This is a genomic window from Pseudarthrobacter sp. 10T415, assembly GCF_056394175.1.
Genome location: NZ_JBFTHJ010000014.1, coordinates 70,479 through 86,376 on the forward strand (window position 1 = coordinate 70,479; position 15,898 = coordinate 86,376).

General features: G+C 63.0%; 11 protein-coding genes and 3 pseudogenes. 6 read left to right on the forward strand and 8 right to left on the reverse strand.

Going from position 1 to position 15,898, the window contains the following annotated elements:
- Positions 1–2: 2 nt before the first annotated feature.
- The gene (locus tag AC1DBN_RS16480) at positions 3–1,577 is read right to left on the reverse strand and encodes an ABC transporter substrate-binding protein (protein ID WP_477723680.1); all 1,575 of its coding nucleotides are present in this window, start codon (positions 1,575–1,577) and stop codon (positions 3–5) included.
- 193 nt (positions 1,578–1,770) lie between these two features.
- Between AC1DBN_RS16480 and pdxA the strand changes: the two genes are divergently transcribed.
- Both pdxA and AC1DBN_RS16490 read left to right on the forward strand, forming a co-directional pair.
- Positions 1,771–4,140 (forward strand): 4-hydroxythreonine-4-phosphate dehydrogenase PdxA, encoded by a 2,370-nt coding sequence (gene pdxA, locus AC1DBN_RS16485; RefSeq protein WP_477723681.1) that lies wholly within the window; start codon positions 1,771–1,773, stop codon positions 4,138–4,140.
- Between the two features lie 75 nt (positions 4,141–4,215).
- On the forward strand, positions 4,216–4,989 hold the full coding sequence (locus tag AC1DBN_RS16490; protein ID WP_477723682.1) for a DeoR/GlpR family DNA-binding transcription regulator: 774 nt from the start codon (positions 4,216–4,218) through the stop codon (positions 4,987–4,989).
- A 162-nt stretch (positions 4,990–5,151) separates the two neighbouring features.
- Here AC1DBN_RS16490 and AC1DBN_RS16495 read toward each other — a convergent pair.
- A pseudogene (locus AC1DBN_RS16495) lies at positions 5,152–5,484 on the reverse strand (transposase); the annotation flags it as partial.
- A gap of 198 nt (positions 5,485–5,682) precedes the next feature.
- Positions 5,683–6,111 (reverse strand): transposase, encoded by a 429-nt coding sequence (locus tag AC1DBN_RS16500; protein ID WP_477723683.1) that lies wholly within the window; start codon positions 6,109–6,111, stop codon positions 5,683–5,685.
- A gap of 507 nt (positions 6,112–6,618) precedes the next feature.
- On the opposite strand from AC1DBN_RS16500, the pseudogene AC1DBN_RS16505 reads away from it, so the two are divergent.
- Positions 6,619–6,717, forward strand: a pseudogene (locus AC1DBN_RS16505) (YciI-like protein); the annotation flags it as partial.
- Between the two features lie 661 nt (positions 6,718–7,378).
- Here AC1DBN_RS16505 and AC1DBN_RS16510 read toward each other — a convergent pair.
- On the reverse strand, positions 7,379–7,918 hold the full coding sequence (locus tag AC1DBN_RS16510; protein ID WP_477723684.1) for a hypothetical protein: 540 nt from the start codon (positions 7,916–7,918) through the stop codon (positions 7,379–7,381).
- Positions 7,919–8,363: 445 nt separating this feature from the next.
- Between AC1DBN_RS16510 and AC1DBN_RS16515 the strand changes: the two genes are divergently transcribed.
- Together AC1DBN_RS16515 and AC1DBN_RS16520 are read left to right on the forward strand one after the other, a co-directional pair.
- The gene (locus AC1DBN_RS16515) at positions 8,364–9,752 is read left to right on the forward strand and encodes a DNA cytosine methyltransferase (protein WP_477723685.1); all 1,389 of its coding nucleotides are present in this window, start codon (positions 8,364–8,366) and stop codon (positions 9,750–9,752) included.
- Positions 9,753–9,796: 44 nt separating this feature from the next.
- A complete protein-coding gene (locus tag AC1DBN_RS16520; protein ID WP_477723686.1) occupies positions 9,797–10,930 on the forward strand; it encodes an MvaI/BcnI family restriction endonuclease in 1,134 nt (377 codons plus the stop codon).
- A gap of 127 nt (positions 10,931–11,057) precedes the next feature.
- Here the strand turns inward: AC1DBN_RS16520 and AC1DBN_RS16525 are convergent, their stop codons facing one another.
- Both AC1DBN_RS16525 and AC1DBN_RS16530 read right to left on the reverse strand, forming a co-directional pair.
- Complete coding sequence (locus AC1DBN_RS16525) at positions 11,058–11,282, reverse strand: hypothetical protein (RefSeq protein WP_477723687.1); 225 nt, start codon at positions 11,280–11,282, stop codon at positions 11,058–11,060.
- 174 nt (positions 11,283–11,456) lie between these two features.
- Entirely contained in the window at positions 11,457–11,663 is a 207-nt protein-coding gene (locus AC1DBN_RS16530; RefSeq protein ID WP_477723688.1) for a hypothetical protein, read from the reverse strand.
- A 650-nt stretch (positions 11,664–12,313) separates the two neighbouring features.
- Here AC1DBN_RS16530 and AC1DBN_RS16535 point away from each other — a divergent pair.
- A complete protein-coding gene (locus tag AC1DBN_RS16535; RefSeq protein WP_477723689.1) occupies positions 12,314–14,398 on the forward strand; it encodes a hypothetical protein in 2,085 nt (694 codons plus the stop codon).
- A gap of 54 nt (positions 14,399–14,452) precedes the next feature.
- Here the strand turns inward: AC1DBN_RS16535 and AC1DBN_RS16540 are convergent.
- Positions 14,453–15,082 (reverse strand): annotated as a pseudogene (locus tag AC1DBN_RS16540) (DDE-type integrase/transposase/recombinase); the annotation flags it as partial.
- Between the two features lie 252 nt (positions 15,083–15,334).
- Positions 15,335–15,745, reverse strand: a complete 411-nt coding sequence (locus tag AC1DBN_RS16545) for a very short patch repair endonuclease (RefSeq protein WP_477723690.1) — start codon at positions 15,743–15,745, stop codon at positions 15,335–15,337.
- Between the last annotated feature and the right edge of the window lie 153 nt (positions 15,746–15,898).

A 15,898-nucleotide genomic window follows, 5' to 3' on the forward strand; every position in this document is an offset into this window, starting at 1 on the left:
GCTTAGGCCTCCAGCCGGACATCAACGAGGGGGTAGGAGTTGGTGGGGGCCAGGTTGATCCCGGACACCCGTTCCCGGTGGGCGAGGACTGACTTGGGGACGAAGGCCCAGGCGCAGGGCCAGGTGTCCCAGACCGCCTGCTGGGCTTCGTTGAGCAGTTCGGTCCTGCGGGCCGGGTCCGCTTCGGCGGAGGCTGCCTGGATCTTGGCTGTGACCTCGGGGATCACGTAGCCCTGGTAGGTGTCGCGGGTGGCTTCCTTTTCGGGGGTGCCGGTGTACATGCCCTGGAGCATGGTGATGGCCAGGCCGGTGGGGCTGGGGTAGCCGTTGCCCAGGAGGTCCCAGTCGCCCTGCTTGCCCTGGCGCCACGCGAGGATGTTGCCGCCGGGTTCGAACTGCTGCAGCTCGGCCTTGACGCCGATCTTGCCGAACATTTCCACCAGGGCTTCCATCACGGAGGTGTCGGAGGCGAACTCGCCGGTTTCCCAGATGATCTTCAGGGTGAGGTCCTTGACGCCGAGTTCGGCGAGCCGGGCCTTGGCCTGCTCGGGGTCGTAGACGTATTCGCCGGTCTTGTAGTAGCCGGTGAGGCTGGAGGGGGTGACGCCTTCGGCCTGGGTGACGGAGTCCACCAGGACGTCCTTCACCAGGGACTGGCCGTCAATGGCCATGCTGAGGGCCTGCCGCACGCGGGGATCGGCCAGGGGGTGGCCGGCGGGCTTGCGGAAGTTGAAGAAGATCTGGTTCAGGCGGAGGCTGGAGGATTCCTGCAGCGTGACGCCGGGCAGGCCGCCCAGCTGTTCGCGGGAGTCCGGGGTGATGGAGTCGATCACGTCCACCTCGCCGCTGCGCAGGGCGATGACGCGGCTGGATTCCTCGGGGAGGAAACGGACTTCCACGTTGTCCACCTGCGGGGCGGGTCCCCAGTAGTTCTGGTTGCGTTCCAGGCTGTAGGTGCCGGCGCCGCGGTTGAACTTGGTGACCACGTAGGGGCCGGTGCCCAGGCCTTCCTGCAGTTCTTCAGGCTTGTTCTGCGCGGCGGGGGTTATCAGGATCATGCTCATGAGCGAGTCCAGGATGGGGACGGGCTTCTTGGACACCATCTTGAAGGTGCGCTCGTCCACGGGGACAACCTCGGGGAATTCGGGGAAGAAGCCAGCCACGAAGGAGCCCTGTACCTGCTTGTACATCTTCAGGGCGGTGGCGACGTCCTCCACGGTGACCGGGCTGTTGTCCGAGTAGCGGATGCCTTCGCGGAGGGTAACGGTCCATTCGGTGGGGCCGGTCATCTCGAACCGTTCGGCCAGGACCAGGATGGGCTTGGTTTCGGGGCCGATGGCGGTGAGGCCCTGGCGGACCGCGCGCTGCACGGTGACGGCGGCGTCGAACTGGTTGAGCTTGTTGTCCAGGCTGACCAGGGAGCGGTTGAGTGCCAGGGTCAGGGTGCTGGGACCCGGGAGGCCGGTGGGGCCTGCGCAGCCGGCGAGGCTGCCAGTACCCAGCAGAAACCCTGCAGCCGCGCCGAACTGCAGCAGGCGGCGGCGGGAAATCTCACTTCCTTGAGGAAGAACGGTCATCGTTGACCTCTCGGTAGGTTGGGGGGTTCGGCGGGCGCCGGGGTGGCGGCGCCGAATGTTGTGTCCATCACTTTGCCACTCCTGCGCAGTTTGCGCAACCCCTCTAGCGTGTTTCGCGCAACCGTGTCATGATGATGGAAAGCTTCCCGCAGTCAGCGGGTTCCAGCCCACTACCGATTTCGAGAGGAGCGCCGTGGCTTCCGTATTTGTGCAGGCTGACGACTTCTCCGGAGCCGCCGAGGTTGGCTGCTGCTTTGTGGAGCACGGCCTGTCCGCGCAGGTTTCACTGGGCACGGGCACTGTTTGCGCAACGTACGACGGCGTCGCTTCCGTGGGTGCGCCGGTCACCGACGTGGTGGTCATCGATACGCACTCCCGCGGGTTGTCCGGCAGCGATGCCGAAGCACTGGTGAAAGACGCATTCTCCGCACCCGCCGCATCCAATGCGCAGGTGATGTTCAAGAAGATGGACTCCCTGTGGCGCGGCAACATCAGCGCCGAGACCGCCGCGCTGGCGGGCCTCGGCTATCACGTTGTGGTTGCGGGGGCACTCCCCCAGCTGCAGCGCACAGTGCGCGCCGGCCGTCCTCTTGTTGCCGGTTCTCCCCTGGCGGAGACGGACCTGTGGCAGGCGGAGGCTTCAGCCCCGCCGGTGGACATTCCGTCGCTGCTCCGCCCGGAAGAACCGGCATCGGTGCAGTCCCTGGACCTTGAGGCGGTGCGGTCAAGCAGAGTGCCGTCCCGCCTGGCCGGGCTGCTGGACGGCCGGCCCGCGCTGGTGGTGGCTGACGGCGAAACCGTTCAGGACCTGCAGCACGTGGTGGATGCCCTGCTGGAGCTGGGATTCCAGTCCGGCGGGCGCCGCATCGTGCTGGTGGGAACCGGCGGAGCGGCCGATGTCCTCGCGCAGCGGCTGGCCACCCAAACTGCGCGGAATGCGCACAGTACGGCAGCGACGGACGCACCCGCCGCGGAACCGCAGGAGGCGGACCGGCCGGTGCTCGCCGTCGTCGGCTCCGCTTCTCGGACCGCGCAGGCCCAGCTGGCCAAGCTCGAAGGCCAAGGTTTCACCGTGGTCCGGCTGCACCCGCAGTACGCCGGCGCCACCGGTGCATACGGGCCGCAGCTCGAGGAGACCAAGCAGGCGCTTCGGGACGGCAGCAACGTGGCCGTCACCCTGGCGGCCGGCAAGGTGGACCCGGCGCGCGCGGCGAGCATCGTGCAGGCACTGTCTGCGTTCGCGGCCCAGGCTGCGAAGGCCACCGCTGCTGACCTGATCCTTACCGGCGGTGAGACGGCCCGGGAAGTCCTGGACGCCGTCGGCCGCTCCAGCCTGGTGCCGCTCGCGGCGGTGCAGCACGGGGCCGTGCTGAGCCGCGCCGATGACGGGACGCTGGTGGGCACCAAGCCCGGCAGCTTCGGCGATGACCTGGCCCTCCTGCAGCTTTACGACGAAATCCGGGAGCGCCGCAGCCAGTCCGCGGGTGCTCCCGCCAACACCCTTCCCCGCAAGACTTCCGAACAATCTGGAGCAACAATGACTGACGCAGCAAACCCGAACCAGCTTCCCTTCGTGGCCGTGACCATGGGCGATGGCGCCGGCGTGGGCCCCGAGGTGGTGGTGGCCGCCGCACTGGATCCGCAGAGCAACGCCGAATGCCGTCCCGTGATCATCGGTGACGCGCTGCGGCTGCGCCAGGCCGCCGAGGTGCTGGGCATCCAGGCGGACATCCAGGTGATAACGGACGTGGAGGACGCAGTGTTCACGCCCGGCCGGGTGAACGTGGTCGACCTGGCGCTGCTGCCGGAGGACCTGCCGTGGGGGCAGCTCTCCCCCGTGGCCGGGCATGCTGCGTACGAGTACATCCGGGTGGCCAGCGAGCTGGCGATGGCCGGGAAGGTGCAGGCCATCTGCACCGCGCCGCTGAACAAGGAGGCGCTGCACGCCGCCGGGCACATCTTCCCCGGGCACACCGAGCTGCTGGCGCACCTGACGGGCACGGAGGAAGTGTCCATGATGCTCTCCACGCCCAAGATCCGGGTGATCCACGTGACCACGCACATCGGGCTGATGGATGCCGTCCGGAAGATCAACCCGGACCTGGTGGAGCGCACCATCCGCCGCGGCCACGAGGCGCTGGTGCGGGCGGGCATTCCCAACCCGAAGATCGGCGTGTGCGCCATCAACCCGCACGCGGGCGAGAACGGCCTGTTCGGGCAGGGCGAGGAAGCGGAGAAGATCGAGCCGGGCGTGAAAGCGGCGCAGGCTGCCGGGATCAACGCGGTGGGCCCGCTGCCGGCGGACACGCTGTTCTTCCTGGCCGGCCGGGGCGATTACGACCTGGTGGTGGCCATGTACCACGACCAGGGCCACGGGCCGGTGAAGGTGCTGGGCATCGAGGCCGGCGTGAACATCACGGTGGGCCTGCCGGTGATCCGCACGTCCGTGGACCACGGCACCGCGTTCGACATTGCCGGCAAGAACATCGCCGATTCCCGGTCCATGGTGGAGGCGCTTCACCAGGCGGCGGAGATGGCCACCCGCCCGGCCGTGGCCGTGTAGTTCCTGGGTTTGATGGGGGCCGGAACTAGCATGGGTAGCACTGCCACCGCCATGCCCACGGGAAGGAGACCGGGAATGCTCAGCGCAAACGCGCGGCGCGAGGAGATCTACCACCTTGCCGTGACCACCGGCCTGGCCTCCGTGGAGGAGCTCTCGGCCCGGTTCGAGGTGACCGCGTCCACCATCCGGCGCGACCTGGCGCTGCTGAATTCCCAAGGGAAGCTTGCCCGCACGTACGGCGGGGCGATGGCACTGGGCGCGCACCCGGAGGCGTCGCTGCGGCAGCGCACGGGTGAGGCGTTTGAGCAGAAGCATGCGATCGCCCGGTGGGCGGCTTCGGTGATCCAGCCGGGTGAGAACATCCTGCTCGACGCCGGCTCCACCGCGGGTGCCCTGGCGCATGAGCTGCGCGGGTCCGGCCCGTTGTCCGTGACGACGCCGGGCATCAACACGCTGCAGGAGCTGGCCGACTGCGAGGGCATCGAGGTGGATTGCCTGGGCGGCCGGCTCCGGGGCGTTTCGCAGAGTTTCGTAGGGCCGCTGGCCGAGGCGGCGCTGGAGCGGATGAGTTTCGACCGGGTGTTCCTGGGCGCCGACGCCGTCACCGCCGAGGACGGCATCTGCGAAGCCGACCACGCCCAGACCCGGCTAAAGGAGCTCATGGCCCGGCGCGGGCGGTCAGTTTATGTTCTGGCGGACTCCTCCAAACTCGGGCTCCGGCCCTTCCACGCGTGGGCGCGGCTGGCGCTGCCCTGGACGTTGGTGACGGACGACGGCGCCGACCCCGCCCAGGTGCAGAAGTTCCGCGATGCGGGGGTTGAGGTTGAGGTGGCTGCGGTCTCCGATTAGGGCATGTTTGAGTGGAGCCGGGCGCAGTTGTAGAACTCCGCGATCCAACGTCCGGTGGCCTGGATCGCGTCCTGTCTGGTTACTCAGCGCCGGCGGTCGTAAAACTCGGCTTTCAGGGTGGCCCAGTTGCATCGCGTTGTCCCAGCACACCCCGGTCCTGCCAACGGACTGGCGGATGCCCAGCCCTGCGCAAACGTCATTGAGCTGGGTCGAGGTGTACTGGGTGCCCCTGTCGGCGTGGAAAACCACGCCGGCAGGACCGCCGCGGCGGAGGATGAAGGCCATACGCAAAGCGCGCTCCATCAGGCTGGTGGTCTGGGTTGAGTCCATCGCCCATCCGATTACCCGTCGGAAGCAGGCGTCCCGGACGGCGCATAAGTAGACCCACCCTTCATCGGTGCGCAGGTAGGTGATCCGAGATCCAGACCGCGTCCGAAGTCCCGGTGTCCCATTTCCTGGCCACCAGATCCGGGATCGAACGCCCCCGCACCTCACCGATCGGCGCGACCGGCCGGAACTGGCGCGGTGAAATCCCTTCCAGGCCCTGCCGGCGCATCGAAGCGGCCGCGGTCTTCCGGTCAGCCCCCCGTCCCGGACCCGGTCCTGGCCAACGCCGACTGCACCCGCCGCGCCCCATAAATCCCGGTCGAATCCCGGTGAACCCGCCGGACCTTCGCATCCAGTTCCGCCCGCTCAACGTCCAGCACTGACACCTCGGAGCTTCGTCGACGCCAGGCGTAGAAACCAGACCGGGACACGCCAAGAAGCCGGGCCATCCATTGGACCGATAGTTAGCCTTCTCGGCTTTCCATCAGTTCGAAGCATTCCGATTCTGCTGCTTGGAGGCGAAGAAGGCTGCGGCTTTTCCCAGGAACTCGTTAACCATCCGCAGCTGCGCATTTCCCGACGCAACCACTCCAACTCCGACTTGTCCGTCTCCGCCGCCGCGAACTCCTCAGGAGCCTCCAAACGCGCCCTCTCCTGGACCACCCACCGGCCCAGCAGCTGCCCGCCCAGACCCAGCTCACGCGCCACCCGCGCCACCGGCATGCCGGTATCAATCACCAGGCGCGCGGCCTCCCGCCGATACTCAGGAGTGAATTTACGTCGTGTCGTGCTCACAAGAACACCTTCCCGTAGAATCCCAGGATCCCGCTAATTCAGGTGTCCACCAACAGAACCCCAGTTCCTCTTTTGGTATGAACAGGTATCAGAGGGCCTCCCCCTTAGCGCGGCGACGAAAAGACTGGTGACGAGATGCACAATGATGCAAACGACGGTGGCGTAACCGAAAGAAGCGCAATGGCCCGCGAACGGCGCCACGAGAAAGACAGTCAGGCTCCTTGCGCGCTGATGTCTTCAGCGCAGCCAAAGACTCCGAGAATGCCGCTCGGCTTCGTGTCGCCAGCCAAGCCAGCACCAGAGCGGTGAGCTCTGACGGAACTATTCTGGCGCCAACGCCGTCCCCCAGACCCGCAGCTGTGAAGCCGTGCACGCCCAGATTTCATGTCAACTGGATGCTTACCGTTCTATAGCCCCGATGGCGTCAGAAATTACGTCGCGGAGAAGGGCCGCCCCCTCAATAGTGAGTGGTACAGATTTCATGTCTATGAATACCTCATACTGACCGCCGACCCCTATGTCACGGGCGGCGTTGTGACGTCGTGGACCGCCCGCCCGTGGACGACGGTGGTGGGTAACGAGGCCGCCACACAAGTTCGGCCGTAAGTCTGGGAACATTCGTTCCGATGCACCGTCCGCATCCATTACCTGGCCAATTTACGCCTTCAGGGGTGCCCGCTATGGAATAGAGTTCGTACGCACGTGTCCCTAATTTCCAGATGTGAGTATCGCCTACTCGTGATGGCACTGAAAGCTACTACATAACTCCAAGTCCTTGCAGTCAGGGACTTGTCCCGTTTATTGCGGAACTTTATTCAGAAGCTACAACGGAGTACTTCAATGAAGAACTGGCTCACTCGCATAGCCAGGCCCATCACCGTCGCCCCAGCAGCTGACTGGCCGCTCTGGCTACCGCCGCACCAAAACCGCCGGGGTCTGTTGGTACCACCCCATTCGACGTTCCGTGTCCAGACGGCAAAACCCTGACGGCCCAGCTTTCAGGCAAGACAAAACTCATCGAACTGCCTGACGGCCGGCAGAAGTAGTTCACCGCTCCGAATCAAAGAGTTACCTTTACGGGGGCCTGCGGGACAAGCTACCTACTTCACCAGGATGACGGCATCTACTTACAGATTGCCGGCCCCAACGCCTGCGTCCAGTTCTCCGACCAGCAGGGCTCCGCCGACGCCGATGTGACTATGCATGATTTCGTCGAGTCTCAGACTTATGTTCAAGACTCTGTACATTCCCCCAGCGCGGCGTTTCGCTAAGGAGTGACAGGCTTTCGCTGCTCTTTCTCCTTTTCCGTTGCAAGAGCGTGGCTGTCCTTGAAGGACTCCACCCAAGAGGCTAGGTTTGCGTCTCTGCGTGAAGATCGGGGGTTTTCCCAGAGCAGGTAGAGGCCAAGGAAGAGGATCAACACCAACACGATCGAAGCGAGGAGCTGTCCGATTTGGGTCGGCATCATTTCCCTCAGCATTAACGCAGCGAGTGCGACGGTCGCGGCTAGGTAACCCATAGCTATGGGAATGAACTTAGGACTGGTCTTTGCCTGCAGGCCGTGCAAACGGGCGAGCAGCATCTGCCGTTCGCGAAAGGGAGCCCGTTCAAACCCGTGCAGTTGCTGTCGCGTGGGAAATTCGCCGGAGACGTAGTCCACAACACGCTTGTCAGTTTTCCTGTTCCACTTTCGGGGGCCACAAAGGACCTCGAATATCTCGTCGGCGTCGAGTTCAAGATTACCTAGCATTTCCTCGAATACTTTGTCGCACTGCTTGTCGAAGTCCTCTGGTGCAGGGGCTGTCATGTCTCTTGCGCTCTTTTTCTTTTGGGATGTATTGCCTGTGGAGGAGGATCCTTGAATTCACCATAACGTGCACGGGAGAGGTCACTTTACTAGGGAACGCCCGGCCGGGGCAGGGCACCACTCGGTGATGCAGCATTCCCAGTCATGTATGGGGCTGAATCCTGCCTGGTGCGAACCGCGCTCTGCCAGGGATCCGACTGTTTCGGGGTATACCCCAAGGTGGACAGCTTCGAGCTGCGCGGAGGCCTCACCTGCCCACAGCGGGCATAGCGCTAGTTGGTATGTTGGGATACCGCGGTTTGTCGTACCCCCGCCTCATACTAGAAGCAGGTTGGGTATGAGGGATGATTAAGGGTCGGCTAGGACATAGCCATGTTGGGCGCCATGGGCGCGGGACGGCATCCGCCTGGACTTCTGGGGCATGACCGTTCAAGATGGAGGCATTATGAAGTACGTTGATTTGTTTTCTGGCTGCGGTGGCCTTTCCCTCGGTATCGAAAGGGCCGGAGGAGACCTCCTGCTGGCTGTTGAGAAATCGGATATGGCGGCCCGAACGCTGTACCACAACTTCTTTCAGCCCATCCTCAACACCGGCGATTGGCAGGCCTACCTCGAGCACCCCTTGGAGATCCAGGCCAAGCACGGGGTGGCTGTCTCGGAACTAGGGTGCGTGTTGGAAAGCGACGCACTCATGGCGGAGCTCGCGGCCGAGAATCTAGATCTCGTTGTTGGCGGCCCCCCGTGCCAAGGCTTCTCGTTGGCCGGGCGGCGCAATCCGGACGATGTCCGCAACAAGCTTCCATGGGAATATCTCGCTTTTGTGGAGCGCACGTCTCCCAAAGCGGTGGTCATCGAGAACGTTGTGGGAATGAGCCACCGCTTTTCAACCGCCGAGGACTCGGCATTCAACCAACTACAGCAGGCGCTGCGGGAGACAGGGCCAGGGTATGAAGTCCAGGGGGTCGCCGTAAACGCAGTCCACTATGGTGCTCCGCAGAGCCGCCCGCGTTTGATGATCATTGGGCTGCGCAGCGATATCGCCGAGGCGAAGGGTATCCGCTCCACAGGGGATTTGTGGCGCTCAGCGTTCGCCGACGAATTGCCCAATTCCTCTGTGCCATCTCTGGCACCACAGCCAACCGTCGCACGAGACGAGGCCCCCACCATTGCCGATGCGATCGCCGACTTGCAGTCCGTTCTACCCGAAGTGCACAGCGCTAGAACCGAGAAGTTTAGGAGCCAAATCCGGGCCAAGGAGACGTGGGGCCTCCCCTCATCACGGTCGCACCGCATCGGCCCTGGCAACCAGAACCCGCGCCGGCACAGTCCCAAAACACAGGACCGGTTCCGCATGTACCAGTGGATGCGCGACAACTCCATTCCGCCGCGCTTGTTGACCGACATTGCAAGGGGAGTAACGACCGACGACGAGGTCCTGCAGCGGATGAAGGGCGTGGAGTTCCCCGCCGTCGCGTTGGATGGGACGAAGATAGCGGAAAACAGCCACGAAGTCTTGCGTGAGATGAAGCGGCTCGCCACAAAGAAGCACTCCCAAAAGGCGCTTAATTGGAACACTCAGGCCCCTACGGTCGTCACGCTGCCGGATGACTACGTGCATCCCAGCGTCCCCCGGATCTTTACGGTGCGGGAGCTGGCACGGTTCCAAGGGTTTCCTGACGATTTCGAGTTCCAGGGGAAGGAGACCACCGGTTCCTTGCGGCGGAGGGTAGAGGTGCCGCAGTATTCGCAGGTCGGAAACGCAGTCTCCCCCTTCTTGGCCCACGCCGTAGGTAGGATGATTGCACAAGTGCTGGTTATGAGCCCAGCCGAATGAGCACCGGGGGGCCGCAGCGAATGATCGCACGCACGGAACAGGAGATGCGCAACATCTCGTTTTTGCAGCGGCACGGGATCGATCATGGCTGGCTTCGTCCTACGCGACTTGGCCTAAGCAAGGCGATTCTGGATGCTATCGTCCCGTTCAGGACGTTCTTGATGGAGGCGGGGATCCATGATTTCCGGCTTCAGGAACTCGGCCCCGAACACAAGGCGTATGTTCCTGCAGTCCTCATCCACCCAAACGGCGAACTGGTGGAGTCCACGGCATCCTTGTACCAAACGAAGAGGGGTGACTCTCGGGTCTGGATCAAGGACCTTCCCGAGATTGCTGGGGCTGGCGATCTGGTCTTGTGCATCAAGCGCGGGAAAGCCCTGAGCCTGGTCAATGCCTCGGAAGAGGATCTTCACCCCTCGCTGATCCTTGCCGGCGAAGTCGCGCCGATTGAAGCGGCAGAAGAAGCAGCACCCGTGGATCCGAGCGTTTCTGCCGAGTTGTTCGCCAAGCTCAAGGCGGTCGCCAGAAAGGGCTTCATTCCGGCACCGGTCGAGGGATCGACCTCGGTTGGACGCCTGCTCGAATCCGAGCTGGGCATCAAAATGAACTCATCAAAGACCGCCGATTTCCACGGCATCGAGGTCAAGTCAGCAAGGTCAGGCAGCCGCCGCGCAACGGTGTTCGCCCAGGTTCCGGACTGGTCCCGAAGCGCGTACGCCGGCTCCGGGGAACTGCTTGCGGCCTTCGGCAGAGAGAAGCCCGAGGGGCGCGCCCTGTCGTGCACGATCAGCGCCGGCAAGGCTAACACGCAGGAGTTGTACCTCCAGATTGATCGGGATGCCGGCCTGCTTCGGGTTCGGCAGGACGAGTTAAATCCACGCGAAGTCGTGCTATGGGAGCTGGCCCTGCTGAAGGAACGTCTAGCAACCAAGCATGCAGAATCCGTGTGGGTCGAAGCTGCCGTCGAACGGATCGGCGCCCGGGAATACTTCCAGTTCCATACCGTGCTACACACCAGGGGACAGCGCCCCGAAGAGCTGGACGGATTGATCAGGAAGGGTGCCGTAACGGTCGATTTCCTCATCCGGGAAGACGGTGACCATGGGTATCCTTTCAAGATACTTCTCGATGAGGTCAGCTCTCTTTTCGACCATTCCAAGTCTTATCGCCTCGTCTAATCCAGCCACTTAGGTCCGCTTTTGAAAGCAAGTTCTGCTTCTGATAGCGGTCACAGCCTGTTGCCGCATTGCAATACCTCGGGAAGAGTAATAGATTGCCTCATTTGAGAGCCTCCGGATGGCGCCTTTACGACCCCGTCGAGAAATCTTCCGGTTGGCTAGCTGTTCCAGACACGTTGACGGGTTTTGCGGTGCCGGTTTTGGCCAGTGCCAGTGATTCCAGCTCGGCGGTGAGGGTCTGGATCTGGCGCGAGATGGCGCCGGGTTTGATGCGTTTGAAGGCGGCATTCATCTGGATGACCGGGCGTTTGTGCATCCGTTCGTGACGGATGGTGTGTTGTGCCGGGTGCATCGTGCTGTGCTGACTTTCTCCCCGTGGCGCTGCTTGGCGACCAGCTTCTTCATGGGCAGCAGGTAGTTGGTCAAGACCCGGTCCAGTTCCCGGATCTGGATGAGCTTCTCCGGATCGGCGGCGGTGGCGTAGCGCAGGTATCCGACCAATCTCCCGGACCCGGGCCCAATTCTTCTACTCCAATTGAGCACCGTCGTTTTTGTTGTCCGGCCGGGAGCGCGTGAAGGTTGTCTGTTGCGCGTGGCAGAAGGCCAGCAGGTGCTCGTTGATGAACTCGGAGCCGTTGTCCGAATCGGTGCCGATGATCGGGAACGGGAACGGGAACACGGCGGTGACGTGTTCGAGGGCCTCGAAGACCCATTTGGCGGGCCTGTTCCGCACCGGCCGCAGCACCTGACCAGTACCGGTAGCAGCTTCGGGCCATAGACCGGTGCCTTTGCCGGCCGTGGCCTGACAATTTTTATCACCAGCGCGTCCCGTGGGGCGGCTCTGGCAATGTCGCGGTGCCAGACGGTCAGATCCCACCAGCCGGTTCAGGACCCTGGACTTCCCGGCCCGAGCAGCACCATGATAGACGAGGGCCTTTCTTCGTCACAGCTTGCCGCTGGGCCATCGTGCGCTCCATTGAAAACGTGCATAGCCTGCACCCGCCGCCACCACCGGAAACCACGCCGCTTGGCCTAGGTATGCAAGAAGAGACAACGTATCCGATACGCGGAGCTTTTCTATGAGTCAACGCGCACAGTTGACATTGTCACTAATCTCACTATATGTTTCAAACACATGACACGCGCTTCCCGCTAACCGGGGAACAACCAAGTCAGTGCATGCAAATCGGATCCAGCTTAGAACGGACCGCGAGCATGAGTGACTGAACGCAGATCGAGACGCGCGTGCCCCATGTGCTCCATGGCGCCCATCCGGGCGTCCGAGCCGATATGGGTTTCTCGCCTCGGCGGGCTACCCGAAACCGGGATCAGATCGGTTCCGGTAGGGACTTCGGTCCCGGACTAGCCCGAGAGGCTTTTTTCATGTCTGAAAAGAATCGCGCAGCAACCGTCGCCCGCCACCTCGACCAGAGCCGCCAGAACAACGACTACGCCACCCCCTACGACCTAATCTCCGCCAGCCTCCGGACCCAGAACGCCAAGGCCCGCACCGCCGCCGTCGACCTGCTGGTTCGGGAATTCGGCTTGCAGCCGTTCGACGCCGACACCATCGCGCGCTCCGTGGCCGACCTGAGCCAGCTCAAGGAGGCCACCCGTACCGCGCAGACGCGGCGCTACGGCCAGTACGAGATCAGCTTCATCGAAGTTGACGTAGTGACCTGGCGCATCCTTCCCTCCCTCGAGAACATTCGCTTCGAAGGAGACCGCGCATGGAAATCGGGACAGGCTCTGCGCTATGGGACAGCGATCAACGCCCAACCGGTATTGGGATTGAAATACTCCGACCCGGACCACGTCATCCGCACCCTGAAGGACCAGGCGAAGACCATCTGGGAGAAGAACCCTCATTCCCGGTCCATTCCGATGCGCGGCATTGAAACCCCGGGGCTGCTCTCCATCACCCGGCTCGCCCTCGGCGACAACGAAAAGATCGGAATCCTCGACGCCACCGACGGATTCAGCCGCACTGTAGGTGCCCAAAGAGGCTCGGGCATCGACATCGACGAAGTCCTGTTCGACCTACAGCGGGACGCCACCGAGCACAAGCTGCGGAACGAACTGATCGACCTCCGAGATTCGGGCGAGGCGGACCTCGAAAGCGAGGCCGGGGAAGTTGCGGCTGCCCGCCTGCGCTCCAGCGTCATGCCCCGTGCCCAGATTATCGTCGGCTACCGCAAGATCGGCATTCGGGCCGGCGACGCGCAGCCTCCCTTCGACGAAGTCCGCCGTTCTCTAGTCGGCCACATCCACCTCGAGCCGCCTCTGCCTTTTGCGGACAGCACCGAAAATGCCCTCAAGGCTCGCATTGCCCTCGAAGCCGTGCATAACGAGAACATGATGCCGCCGGTCGCGGGGCTTGCGGCCGACGATGTCCTCGGCATACTGAGGTCCGAAGCTGCGGAGAACAATCCCGTTCCGGGAGGCCTTGGTTCGATCGGCGGGCTGCACCCCGACGAAATCCTACTCCTCGCTTCGGAGGCGCTGATCTCCCCGCTGGACAGGAAGCGGACCGTGGTCGTGAACGCGGCCCTCTACTCCCTCACCGGAAAGAAGCCGATGAAGCCCGAACGCGCTGCCCTGGCGGCAGACACGGCCATGCGCGTGAACCGCATCGCCCTTGGCCAGGAACAAGACACCGCGTTCAAGGGCCGCCGCTCGACGATGCAGAAGGTCCTTGCCGCCCCAACCCTAAATAACGCCCGTTTGACGGGCCGGCCTATCTTGGAAATCAGGGACGCCGCGCTGAGCAAGCTTCGGGGACAGCGAGACAACTTTGAGGACCTTGGCCGGGAAGTTTCCGCCGACGCCGCCGAACTCGGCGTGCTCGGGCTGTACTGCCTCGTTGAGGGCGTAATGAGCCTGAAAGACGGGCACGCCCGGCCACTACTCACCCGCTCGAACACCCGCATCAACGGCGAGTACATGCCCGAACCGCAACAGATCATTGAAAAGATGGTCTCCACCGAGCCTGGCATCGAGCAGTTGGCGCAAGCAGTGCTTGACGTCCGCGGCCGCCGCGCACCGCGGCGCTTGCTTAATGGAGAAACCGCAGGAAGTGAAAGCGCGGAAGACTCGAAGCTGTTGGACCCCAACGACCTGTACCGGTTCAAGAAGGAAAACTGGACCGGCAAGATCGACCCGTCCGACGACCCTCATGTGGCACGCGACATTTACCGCCGACGCCTTACCGAACGTACGGCGGAGCTGAAGGAAATCGCAGACCAGCTCAAGCGAATCAAACTCGCCAGCGGGGAATACCTAATCGACAAGGAAGGACTTGCCCTCGAGAATGAGGAATGGACAATCCTCGACGACCTCGCCTTCGAGTTGAAAACCTGGAACCGCACCGCCGAGCGCACCGGTCCGGTAGTCGCCCCCCTCCACGAGGAGGACGATGAGGACGAATACTTCGGCGAGGAATTCATCGAGGACGACGAAGTGGCATAGAAGCGCCACTAATTAGATATATACGGAGGGGTCGGCGCATGTGCGCCGGCCCCTCCGGGCGAAGTCCGGGGTCTGCTGGTTCCGCGCCGGGGCCCGTGCAACACGGGCGGTGGTCACGGTTTTCTCGTTATCCGTGAGCACATACGTCGGTGCCCCGCCCCGGATCCGGAAGCACCGGTCCAGAGCTGCGAACACGCTTGTCGCGGTCCGGTCCCTGAGCGGGATCACGATCAGGAAGCGGGAGCACGCCAGCCATGTCACGAGCAGGATGGTTTTCGCGCCGCCGATCCGTGGCCCGTCGCCGAAGTCGTACTGCAGCCACATGCCAGATTCGCTGGTCCACGGCCGGTGCACGCGGGTGTGTCCGAGCCGCCACGCGGCCTTGACCTGCGCGATCGCCCGGCGGGTAGACCGCTCCGACCCCACATAGCCCAGGGCGAGCAGCTTCTCGTGGACCTTGTCGGCGCGGATCCGGCCCTTGGACGCCTCGACCCAGTCCTCGATCTTGGGCAGGTAGGCATCCGTGACCCTGGGCCGAGGCACCGGTTCTGCGATTGGCCGGCCGGCATCACGGGCTGCGACGTGTCGGACAACGGTGTGGTGCGAGCAGCCCGTGAGCTCTGCGGTGGCGCGCAACGATCCGGTCAGCTCGTAGGCAGCAGATACTCCATATTTCTCCGCCATGCTTCATACAGGGCCACTTCCTAGGACGGTGCGACTAGACACCGTCATCAGAACCCGGGGAGAGACCCTACCGCTTAAGACGCGGCAGGTTCAGTAAGGAAGTGGGCAGATCCTCATGTCCCGCAATGGGCAGCTCTACTGGCCGTCAGTGGGCAATCACGTGGCCGCCAATGGGCAGTTTTTCATGACCGCTTACAGTCCTGTCATACATGTACTCGAATTTGGTCCGGGCTGACTTGTTCGGGGGCGAAGTCAACCGTCCAAGAAATCTCTAACGAAATCTAGCACCTTGGGATTACTCTTTATTTCGCATTCCCATACAACGAGCGTTTCCCACCCTAAAGCACGAAGTTCGGTGGTTTGCCGGAGATCGCGCTCGCGGTTCCGCAGCCTCTTTTCGGTCCAAAAGGGCGTGTTTGATTTGGGCAAACGCACCCCTACGGGACACTCGTGCCCGTGCCAGAAGCACCCGTGGACGAAAATCACCTTTCGCCTGCCGGCAAATACGAGGTCAGGTTTCCCTGGAAGCTTGGGATCGTGGAGCCGGTACCGAAAGCCTTCGCGATGGATTTTCTTACGGAGCAGGATTTCTGGCTTGGTGTTCTTGGATCGAATCTTCGACATATGGGCGCTTCGCTGCTCGGGGCTCATGAAGTCCGCCATGCGTCCATCATACGGAACCCAGACTCCCCCTGAGTGTCGGTGGAATTCGTGCAAACCAGTTCGTTCCAATCTGGCAAACACAACGAACGGGTAGACCCTACCCGAATGGAACTCGACAACTATGGCGAACGCAAGCACCGACTCTGTGGCCAA

Bases quoted from the DNA above. Each gene is read 5' to 3' on its own strand.
- AC1DBN_RS16480 (WP_477723680.1), bottom strand. From the start codon at position 1,577: ATGACCGTTCTTCCTCAAGGAAGTGAGATTTCCCGCCGCCGCCTGCTG.
- AC1DBN_RS16490 (WP_477723682.1), top strand. From the start codon at position 4,216: ATGCTCAGCGCAAACGCGCGGCGCGAGGAGATCTACCACCTTGCCGTG.
- AC1DBN_RS16510 (WP_477723684.1), bottom strand. From the start codon at position 7,918: ATGACAGCCCCTGCACCAGAGGACTTCGACAAGCAGTGCGACAAAGTA.
- AC1DBN_RS16515 (WP_477723685.1), top strand. From the start codon at position 8,364: ATGAAGTACGTTGATTTGTTTTCTGGCTGCGGTGGCCTTTCCCTCGGT.
- AC1DBN_RS16520 (WP_477723686.1), top strand. From the start codon at position 9,797: ATGCGCAACATCTCGTTTTTGCAGCGGCACGGGATCGATCATGGCTGG.
- AC1DBN_RS16525 (WP_477723687.1), bottom strand. From the start codon at position 11,282: ATGCACCCGGCACAACACACCATCCGTCACGAACGGATGCACAAACGC.
- AC1DBN_RS16535 (WP_477723689.1), top strand. From the start codon at position 12,314: ATGTCTGAAAAGAATCGCGCAGCAACCGTCGCCCGCCACCTCGACCAG.
- AC1DBN_RS16545 (WP_477723690.1), bottom strand. From the start codon at position 15,745: ATGGCGGACTTCATGAGCCCCGAGCAGCGAAGCGCCCATATGTCGAAG.